Below are 10,093 nucleotides of genomic sequence, written 5' to 3' on the forward strand. Positions count from 1 at the left end.
AAACAGGCGTTCTCGCTTCTTATTACTGATCAAAGTGATGAGAAATAGTAAATTGCATGAGCCGTATACGAGGTCCGTACGTACGGTTCTGTGAGAGGGATGAGGCATGAGCCTCACCCTACTCGATATGTTCAGGATGAACGGTATGTCGCGGTGCCATGGATGGCAAAGAGCGTGTATGTTTAGGAAGTACTGTATTAAGCAAATGCAGGGAGTAACTTTGCTGTTATCTTCCGGACGAACGGTATGTCGCGGTGACAGGGATGTGAATTGACTGGGTTGAATACTATTAGCGATTAACGGTTTGTTTTTACTTGGGGCAGACATTGTTTACGTTCGGCGTCAGTTAGTTTTTCTCTTTCAACGCGGTACTGTTTAGCGAGCGCTATAGCCTTTTCCTTGCCAAAGTATTGAAAAGAAAAGCCCGGATAAAGAGATACCGTACCTATAGTAGAGATATTTTTTACCTCATCATGTAAGTTGAGAGTTAACTGTGCTGATAAATAATCGAGTTCTGAGGCAATGACAATATCCTGCCTGTCAGCTAACAATCCTTTAAAGGCGGCGAGTGAACTGGTATAAAAATAATAATTACCAGTTTCTTTTGTGTTGTAGTCACTGATGTTATGGGTATGTAAGCTCCTTACCACACCAATACGATAACGATTTATCCAGTCCGTTGTATTCATAATTATTTGGCTATTTTGAGTGCTATAAAATGATATCGGGGTAGTTACAAAGGGAGTTGATGTTAAGGCAATATCTTGTGGTAGTTTTACTGCTCCTGAATTGACCCTAAAATTAATCCTGGAAATCAAAACAATAGCCATATTGCCTTTTTGGGTTTCAGTAATGGTTCTTATTAATGGCACCTTTACTCGTTCAAGTTGATAACCCATGTTATCAATGGCTTTTTCAAACAAGCAATAGGCCTGATGGTCGACGTTGATTGAAATGGCATCAGGTACGGCAAAACTCAATATTTTATCTGCTGCAAAAGTAAATTGAGCAAGCATAGTTTGAGTAAACATCATTAAAGTATAAACGAGTATCAAACAGAGTTTTTTGCGTTTCAACATATGTCATACCAAAAGATTAAACCAAAAAAATTAAGCTTCCTCTCTAGTATAGAAAGGAAGATTAATTAAGGTAAGTTTATATGTATTATACCAAGTACATTAATTAATTGACCACTTAGCGAGAATTAAAAGACTTAGAGGCAAGGCATTGATTGAAGAGAATGGTTATTCAGGAGAATATGCTCCTGCATTCTCTAAGAAGCTACATCCGTGTAGCGTCCTTGTCGAAATTAATAACGACGCATGTAAGCCTTTTAAACTCGCCCTTTGGGAGTTTATTAGCGAACCAATAACGGCTCAAAATTAAAGAAATATAGAATAACTATGTTTAAGTAATTTTGCTTGTTCTAAGCTCGCTAATACAACTCTAAGTTGATCAATTTATTAGTGTAATTGGTATTAGTTTCTGTTTAATCTGAATTAGAAAATAATCACTGAATAAAGTACCGTTCAACTAATGAGTTTGTTTCATTGCTAACAATAACTTGGCTAGTGTTATCAACTTTATCTTGGTTGGTTAACGTACGATTACTGGCATTAACGACGGTTATTTTGCCATTGGTTATCGGCTCAATATTGTTTAGAATATCAGCTACCGTATTCAATTTATCTTTGCTAATTGTTTTATTTTTATAGTTAATTTTAATTGATTTAGATTTAAGTAAACCGCCGATAATTGATATTTCTTCAGCGCCATATATCGGGTACTTGCCAACTACAGGTGCGTCAGCAAAGGTTTTGGTATTATGTAGGCGTACTCTGACAAATCGTGCCTCACGGTGTAATTTATCAGTGGTCGTGCCAATCACGCTATTGTTAGTTTTATCTACTGCAACTTGATAAGTCTCGGAAAAGTTATCAAAGGTTTGTTCAAAGTCCTTTGCAGTTTCAATACTGTAAGACATAGCGCCAGGCTTTATCATCTCAATATGTTGCGGCCAGATAATTTCAATGTGATCAATATAATACTCGGCGGCTAAATCAACTTTCCACCAATGTGGCCCGTTGCCCATGGCATTCCAAATATTAACGTCTTCCATATCATCAATCATGCCGGTGATAATGCCATCATTGGCTTTTGCCGCACTCATGATCGGAATATCGATTGGGCCAATTGATAACTTCGCCGCAATTTCTGCGCTGGCGGTGGTTTGTTTGAGTACCGAAATCGCGTCGGAGATAAACTCATAGTCTTGACTGGTTACGCCATCTTGTGCGGTAACTTTGATAATATTGCCATTGCCTAGAGGCAATGCTTGTTGGCCATTAATTAACGAAACCTTGCTGTCTTGAGGAAAGGTCACTATTTGCTCAAGCTCATTAAAGGTTGTGCCATCTGGCAGGTTATAGATCTTACCTTGAGTACTGTCTATGCCTAATAATGACGAAGTGATCTCGGTATTACGGCTGTTGATACGCTCTAATTCAATGCTGTCGACAACTTTGCCATCCATTGTTGCCACTTCAATGCTGTTTTTGCCCAACGTTAGCGAAACATTTTGCCAAATAATTTTTTTGCTGCCTTGGAGTTTTTGTTTACCAACACTTCTGCCATTAACGATTAATTCAAGTTCATCTTGGTTGCTATAAACTTTAACGTCAATTTGAGCTTGAGAGCGAATGTTAAAACGACGGCCAGTAATATAGCTAACCGCTTCTTTTGACCAGTTAGCCTTATACCAATAAAAAGCATCTTTTTTTATTTTTCTATCAAAGGTTACCAAGCCTTTATCATTTCTCCCAGGCGTATCACCTTCATCTCTATTGTCTACGGCAAAATCTGCTAATACCCATAAAAACTTACCCCAAACATACGGGCGTTGACTTAAATCTTGCCAATAGTTTTCATGAAAGATGGCTTGATATTCTTCACTGTGATCTTGCATTACCGGTTTGTCGGTATGAATTTTAGTGCTGGCACCGGCGCCAAATTCACTTAATGCGATAGGTAAGTCGGGATAATTTTCCCGAGATTCATCCATAAAGTGAGTAAAGTCATTGAAATTGCCATAATACCAACCGTAATAGCGATTAAAGGAGGTAATGTCTGTGGTGGTTGCTAGTGGGTCTTGCAATGCTTTTTCGCCAGAAGCGGCAACGGCTGCGGTGGTTAATCTGCTTGGATCTTCTTTTTTAACTAACCCATTTAATTCTTTTACCAAGGGGCGAGGATCTGGCCCAGGTTTTAAGGTGAGCTCATTAAACAGCCCCCAAAACATAATAGCGCTATGATTATAATTTTGTCTGACTAACTCTAATGCTTGTTGTTTTACATTGTCAGTAAATGCTTGGTTAGTATTGATGCGATTAATTAACGGCACTTCAGCCCAGATCACTAAACCTGTTTCATCGGCGCGTTGATATACATAGTCATCTCTTTGTTGATGCCCTAAACGTACACCAGTAGCGCCTAATTCTAGAATAAGCTGAATATCACGTTCATGGTCCTCTTCATTTATCGCCGTGCCTTTTTTAGGAAAATCAGCCATGCGGTTAATGCCATACAAGGGATAATCTTTGCCATTAAGGATAAAACCTCGATCTTTATCGACACGAAAATAGCGTAAACCCAGATCATGGTTAATTTGATCAACCACTTGACCATCGATAGTGACAATAAGCTCAGCGCGGTATAAATAAGGATCATCTAAACCATGCCACAGGTGAGGATTATCAAGGGTAAGTGTCGCGGTATAAGCCAGTGATTGTTGAGCTTTCAGGGTGAGGTTTTGCTCATTTTTAGCGACAATGTTGTTATTAACATCACGTAATTGGCTTGTTACCGTTATTGTCGCTGCTTGGCTCTCTTCATTAACTACGTTTGTTTTAACGTCAAGTTTTGCTAGCTGTTGAGAGATACTCGCTTGTTGCCAAAAGACGCCAGAAGAAGCGTAATTCAAATTATCGATATGCACCTTTGCACTAGCAATTAAGCGAACTTTTCGATACAAGCCGCCAAAAAAGGTAAAGTCAGCAGATAGCGGGGCAACTTCATTATCAATTTCATTGTTAACGGTAACGACTATGATGTTTTCTTGCTCAAGTTTTACCTGCTTGGTGATATCAAAACGAAAGGCGGCATAGTTACCTTTATGCGCGCCGACTTCGGTACCATTAATATAAACTTTCGCCGCGGTAGTCGCGCCATCAAAGTGGATATAGACCTTTTTATCGACAAATTTTTCATCCAAGGTAAATGTGTGTTTGTAGGTGCCGGTACCACGATAGTAATCACCGCCACCATCTTGGCCATCTTTAGCATTCCAAGTATGAGGTAAGTGGACATTTTTCCATTTGTTAGTGGCTAAACTATGCGCTAACGCTGGCGTTGATTTGATAAATTGCCAGTTATTATTAAGTGGCTGGATGATGCGAGCATGGTCAATGAAAGCCGCTTCAGCTGGTCGTTTGTTGTCGCTATTGCTAAAGAAAAAATACAGAGCAATAGCAATAATAGTTAAGGTTATAACGATAAGAATTTTACGCATGTTACTGCCTAATGACTGAAATAATACCTCATGTTTTCATAGTAAGCTTAACGTGAGCTGAAATGGCAATAAAAAAAGGACCGAAGTCCTTTCTTATATACTTACTTATAATAAGCAAAGCAATTATTGATTAACTCACCGTTGGTTTAGCGAAGTCAGCTTCTGCTTGCGTATCTGTTTGCCACAAGTTTTCCATTTCTTCTAACGACTTGCCTTTGGTCTCTGGAACAAATTTCCACACAAAGAATGCCGCTAATAAACTCATGCCACCGTAAATCCAATAAGCAAAACCGTGATTGAATTGTTCAATCAAGTAGCTATTGTTATTCATCATAGGGAAGCTCCATGAGACTAGGTAGTTGGTAACCCACTGCGCCGCTACCGCTAGCGATAGGGCGATACTACGAATTTTATTCGGGAAGATTTCTGATAACAGTACCCAACAAACCGGTCCCCAAGATAATGAAAAACAAGCGACGTAAGCTAACATGGCAATCAATACCATAATGCCTTTAGCTTCATTATAAAAACTAAAGCCTAGCGTTATCATGGCGATAGACATACCCAAAGCGCCAAAAATCATCAAAGGTTTTCTGCCATAACGGTCAACGGTAAAAATGGCCACTAAAGTAAATACCACATTGGTAGCGCCAACGATAATGGTTTGCAGCATGGCGGCACTGGTGCCTGAGCCCATATCTTTAAATATTTCTGGGGCATAATAGAGTACCGCATTAATACCAATCACTTGTTGAAACACCGACAACAATACCCCAATAACTACCACTAACAGTCCATAAGAAAATAACTTGCTTGAGGCGTGATGGCTTAATGACTGCTTAATCTCTTTAAATTCTATTTCGGCCGCTTCATTGCCGTGCAATTTAGCTAAGGTGTCTTTGGCTAGCGCATCATGACCTTTTAATGCATGCCAGCGAGGGCTTTCTGGCACAGTAAACAATAGACCAAAAAATATTGCTGCAGGGATCATTTCTGAAGCAAACATATAACGCCAGCCTAAGGTTTGGATCCAGCTATCATCACCTTGTAAGGAAATTAGGTAGTTAACAAAGTAAACGACAATAATACCGGTAACAATGGCCATTTGGTTGTAGGAAACTAAGCGACCACGGATTTTTGCTGGTGCAATTTCGGCAATATAAAGGGGCGATAACATGGAAGCCATACCGACACCGACACCGCCTAAAATGCGGTAAAAGATAAATTGCGGTAGTGCTTGGTTGGCATCTGTCCCAGCAATGTTATAAAAACCTATTTCAGGAAATGCTGAACCTAAGGCTGAGACGAAAAACAATGCCGCACTGACGATGAGCATTTTCTTTCGGCCAAAACGTTGACTTAACAGGCCGGCGATTGCGCCACCAATGATACAACCAATTAAAGCGCTAGAGACGAGCGTTCCTAATAACGAGTTAGCTTCATATTCAGCTAAACCAAGCGGTGTTATGAAGTAAGCATCAAGTGAGCTTACGGTTCCGGATATTACTGCGGTATCCCAACCAAAAAGCATGCCCCCTAAAGCGGCCACTAAAGTTAGCAGCGTAATGTAATTTGAACATTTATTCTCTTCTTGCATAGTCATGGTTAAAGGCTCGATAAAATATTTTTGTGCTACCAAGATACCCTTACAAAGCTTAAATAAGCCTGAATATTGATATTCAGGCTTATTTCAGTTTTGCGGCTTACACTGATTTACAAGGTTGAATATTGAGCTGCGGAAGCAATTTATCACTTATTAGGAGTTAGTTATGGAACCGACATTTGAAAATGTACAGACCAATGAAGGTAGCTCATTTTGTTGTTTTCGGGTGAAATGCCATGACTTAAATGAAGATCATAATTGGCACTTTCATCCTGAATATGAACTCATCTGGAATATTAGTGGCGAAGGTACCCGCTTTGTTGGTGATAGTGTTGATAATTATCTGCCGGGAGATATGATCTTAATAGGTCCCAATGTGCCACATTGCTGGCAAAATGGCCTTTCAAATCTGCCCCAAGATGCTGAGTTGATGGTGATACAGTTTAAAGCCAGTTGTTTTGGCGAAGGTTTTTTACAATTACCTGAAGCCGGCTTGATCAACCGTTTGTTAATTAACGCCAGTAAAGGGCTCTCCATCACGGGTGAAACCGCTGACAGCATAGCCAAAAAAATGCGTTTTTTATATCAACAGCAAAATATGGATAGATTATTATCCTTGATTAAAATCCTTGATCAGATAGCTAAATCTGATGAGCTGAACGTACTGACCACCCCTGATTATGACTTACACGCCGACATTAATAATACTAACTTAAGACGTATAGAAAACATTTACAGTTACGTGAGAAAAAACTTGGCTGAAGATATTAATCAAACTGAAATTGCCAGCAAAGTAGGGCTCACCACGCAAGGCTTTAGTCGTTTTTTTAAAAAGTATACCGGCCTTACTTTTGTCAAATTTGTTAATACCTTAAGGGTTAATGAAGCGTGTCGTTTGTTAGTAAGAGAAAACTTTGATGTCACTCAAATTGCTTACATGTGCGGTTATCAAAACATCTCGAATTTTAATCGCCGTTTTCATGAGTTAAAAGGTATGACGCCAAGTGACTTTAGAAATGGCTATCGACAAGATTTGAAGTACTTACAGCTAGAAGCTTGCTAGGCTTGCCTGGCAAAGCAACGTCGGTTAAAGCCATAGTGAGTGCCTTACCTTGAATAGCTACCTTGAAGAAATACCCTTAAGAGAAAATATGAACAAAATAATTAATTTAGTGGCTGATATTGGTGGAACAAATATCAGGTTAGCACTTAGTGATAAAAAGAATAACCTAACAAACATTGAAACTTATCAATGTACCAAGTTTAAAAACTTATTTGAGGTTATAAGTCAGTATTTAACAGAACATAAAATACAGAATAGAAGTATCAATGCTTGCTTGGCTATAGCCTGTCCAATAGATAACGACCTAATATCAATGACTAATCTACCATGGAAGTTCTCGCAAAAAGACTTAAAGCAACAGTTAAACCTCAATAGTTTGACTTTAATAAATGATTTCACTGCTATTGCCATGGCAATTCCTTTTCTAAGTAATGATCAAAAGGTGCAAATTGGCAGCGGTGAGTCCACGCCTAGCAAAGCCATTTCGGTTTGTGGCCCAGGTACGGGTTTAGGTGTGGCGACATTGATCCCTGTTGATAACAAGTGGCATTGTTTGGGTGGTGAAGGCGGGCATATGGATTTTGCCCCCGTTGATACTCTCGAAATAAAAATACTGCACTATTTACAAGGAGTAAAAAATAGAGTGTCTTATGAGCAATTACTTTCAGGTTATGGTTTAGAGCAAATTTATCAGGCATTAATTGTACTCGATAGTTACCCAACTAAACGTAATGCAGCAGTGGATAAACTGACTGCCGCACAAATTAGCGCTCGGGCAGTTGCTAACTCTTGTTCCACTTGTTATCAGGCACTGTCACTGTTTTGCCGTGTGCTTGGTTCATTCGCTGGAAATTTAGCATTAATGGCGAATAGTTTGGGAGGTGTTTATATTGCCGGTGGTATTGTGCCAAAGTTTATTGAGTTTATTCAGCAAAGTGACTTTAGGTCGCGTTTTGAAGCTAAGGGACGTTTGACACCATTAACTCAACAATCACCTACTTATGTTATAACTGAGAAGCAACCAGGCTTATTGGGAGCCTCTGCTTATTTAAATCAATTTAATTGCTGTTAATTCTGTAATATTCCATTCATTAAATGCTTGGTAGTTATGCAAAACTGCTGAGCTTGACCTTTCAATAGTAAATAGTATTCATAGAGTGTATAAAACTTCTTACTTTAAATTCTAAGATACTGTATTTTCGGATCTATTTTGACAGCTTCTTCATTACCTTCCCTAAAGACTTAATATATTAAGTGTTGAACCTTTTCGGTCTGCTGTTAGTAGATTCCACTCTAATCACTCTGCTATTTTTTTTAATCACAAATGTCTAAGTAAATTAAAATGCACTTGTTTAGTTGGTTTTTATTTAAAAACATCCTAGCTTTAATGTCGCGATTAAAAAAAATGTTTTGAAGTTTAATGAAAAGTCATGATAAACAAATGATTGTACTTTTATTGTCGTTTGTCTTTTTGTTTCTTTAAACTTACTATCTGTAGTTTTAAATTAAATGAATAGAAGGTAAATAAATGGACGTTGTTTCCAAAACACTTACCCCTTTATACGTAGATTTAGATGGTACATTTACTAGATCAGATTTGCTTTATGAAAGCTTGGTAATTGCTTTAAAATCTAACCCTTTTATTGTTTTTATGTGCTTTCTTTGGTTGGTCCGAGGAAAAGCTTATTTAAAATATAAGCTGTCTCAAAGAGCAAACGTTAACAGTCGCTTAGGGCGGGTTCAAACCCACGTTTTCTTATTTTTGTTTCACCTAATATTTCGGTGATATTTTCATCTACCTAACAGTAAACCCAAATGATAAACTCTTCTAATGGCATGTTCTGAATCGCTTTATAATGTTTTTTGGCGATTACTATATATAAAGTCAGTGCATGCCTTTTTCAACCTTAGTCACTAAACTTTAAAGTCGCGCATGGCGTTAATGTTGTGAAATAACATTTCTTTAAAAAAATATCGGTAACGAGTTACTTCGCTACCAAATCTACTGATATTAGGTCAATAGGAGAGGTTCAATCATATCATTAATCACTTTTTTCTCTTACGTTAAGGTGCTGATGCCGATATTGCATTAATAACAGTTGAAAAGGTTTGATATCCTTGTGCACCAACGATTAAACGAGCATTTATCAATTTATCTCCTTTAATTATGCCAATCAAAAAGCTCGGTGTTCCGCTTATACCTAAAGAGGCTCCGAAGCCTTGATCGGCTAATACTTCTTCTGCCTTGCTCTTATCTTTACTACATTGATTAAATTTCGTTAAATCTAATTTAAGATTAGATGCTAATTCTGTATATCGCTCAGGTCCTAAATTACGAATGTTACTGAATAAACTGTCACGCATTGGCCAATAAGCGCCTTGCGCTTGAGCACAACTTGCTGCAATGGCTGCGCCTTGTGCTTGTGGATGAAAATCGAGGGGGAAATCTCGTGCAATGTAGCGAACTTTTCCGGTATCTATATAATTTTTTTTAATGGGGGGGAAGGTTTGCTCAGCGAAACGTTTACAGTAGGGGCATTGAAAATCAGAAAATTCTATAATCGCTATTTTAGCCTCTGCACTGCCTAATAACGGGTCGTCTGGGTTTAAGTCTAAGGTTAATTCAGCGGGAATGGGTTGCGCCGCAGGCTCAGGAGTGTCCATGGCAATTTTATGAATATCAGTTAATGCTTGACGAATAACGGCAATTTCTTTTTTTAAATGCTTTAAGTCGTCTTTTATTACCTGTATATCTGGGTCGGTTTGAACCGCTTTAGTTTGTTGTTTAATGTCGGCATCTTTACAGCTTACTAAGCATACAAATAAAGATAAAATTATTATTGGTTTATTTCTCATAACC

Annotated in this window: 6 protein-coding genes and 1 pseudogene; 2 read left to right on the top strand and 5 right to left on the bottom strand. The window is 38.3% G+C overall.

Going from position 1 to position 10,093, the window contains the following annotated elements; translation table 11 throughout:
* Positions 1-296 precede the first annotated feature (296 nt).
* The 3 genes from DWA31_RS15830 to xylE form a co-directional block, all read right to left on the bottom strand.
* Positions 297-1,079 carry a hypothetical protein gene (locus DWA31_RS15830; RefSeq protein ID WP_114327542.1) on the bottom strand — a complete coding sequence of 261 codons (783 nt, stop codon included), beginning with the start codon at positions 1,077-1,079 and terminating at the stop codon, positions 297-299.
* A 431-nt stretch (positions 1,080-1,510) separates the two neighbouring features.
* On the bottom strand, positions 1,511-4,567 hold the full coding sequence (locus tag DWA31_RS15835) for a glycoside hydrolase family 2 TIM barrel-domain containing protein (protein WP_114327543.1): 3,057 nt from the start codon (positions 4,565-4,567) through the stop codon (positions 1,511-1,513).
* A 130-nt stretch (positions 4,568-4,697) separates the two neighbouring features.
* A complete protein-coding gene (gene xylE, locus DWA31_RS15840) occupies positions 4,698-6,170 on the bottom strand; it encodes a D-xylose transporter XylE (RefSeq protein WP_245942653.1) in 1,473 nt (490 codons plus the stop codon).
* A 166-nt stretch (positions 6,171-6,336) separates the two neighbouring features.
* Here xylE and DWA31_RS15845 point away from each other — a divergent pair, with 166 nt between their 5' ends.
* Complete coding sequence (locus DWA31_RS15845) at positions 6,337-7,233, top strand: AraC family transcriptional regulator (RefSeq protein ID WP_114327544.1); 897 nt, start codon at positions 6,337-6,339, stop codon at positions 7,231-7,233.
* An 88-nt stretch (positions 7,234-7,321) separates the two neighbouring features.
* The gene (locus DWA31_RS15850; RefSeq protein WP_114327545.1) at positions 7,322-8,305 is read left to right on the top strand and encodes a glucokinase; all 984 of its coding nucleotides are present in this window, start codon (positions 7,322-7,324) and stop codon (positions 8,303-8,305) included.
* A gap of 652 nt (positions 8,306-8,957) precedes the next feature.
* Here DWA31_RS15850 and DWA31_RS17920 read toward each other — a convergent pair.
* Both DWA31_RS17920 and DWA31_RS15860 read right to left on the bottom strand, forming a co-directional pair.
* Positions 8,958-9,071: pseudogene (locus DWA31_RS17920) on the bottom strand (IS982 family transposase); the annotation flags it as partial.
* A gap of 226 nt (positions 9,072-9,297) precedes the next feature.
* Positions 9,298-10,089: a DsbA family protein gene (locus DWA31_RS15860; protein WP_114327547.1), complete on the bottom strand. Its 792-nt coding sequence runs from the start codon at positions 10,087-10,089 to the stop codon at positions 9,298-9,300.
* Positions 10,090-10,093: the final 4 nt, after the last annotated feature.

Origin of the sequence: Candidatus Colwellia aromaticivorans (assembly GCF_003333305.1) — a bacterium.
Lineage (GTDB): Bacteria > Pseudomonadota > Gammaproteobacteria > Enterobacterales > Alteromonadaceae > Colwellia > Colwellia aromaticivorans.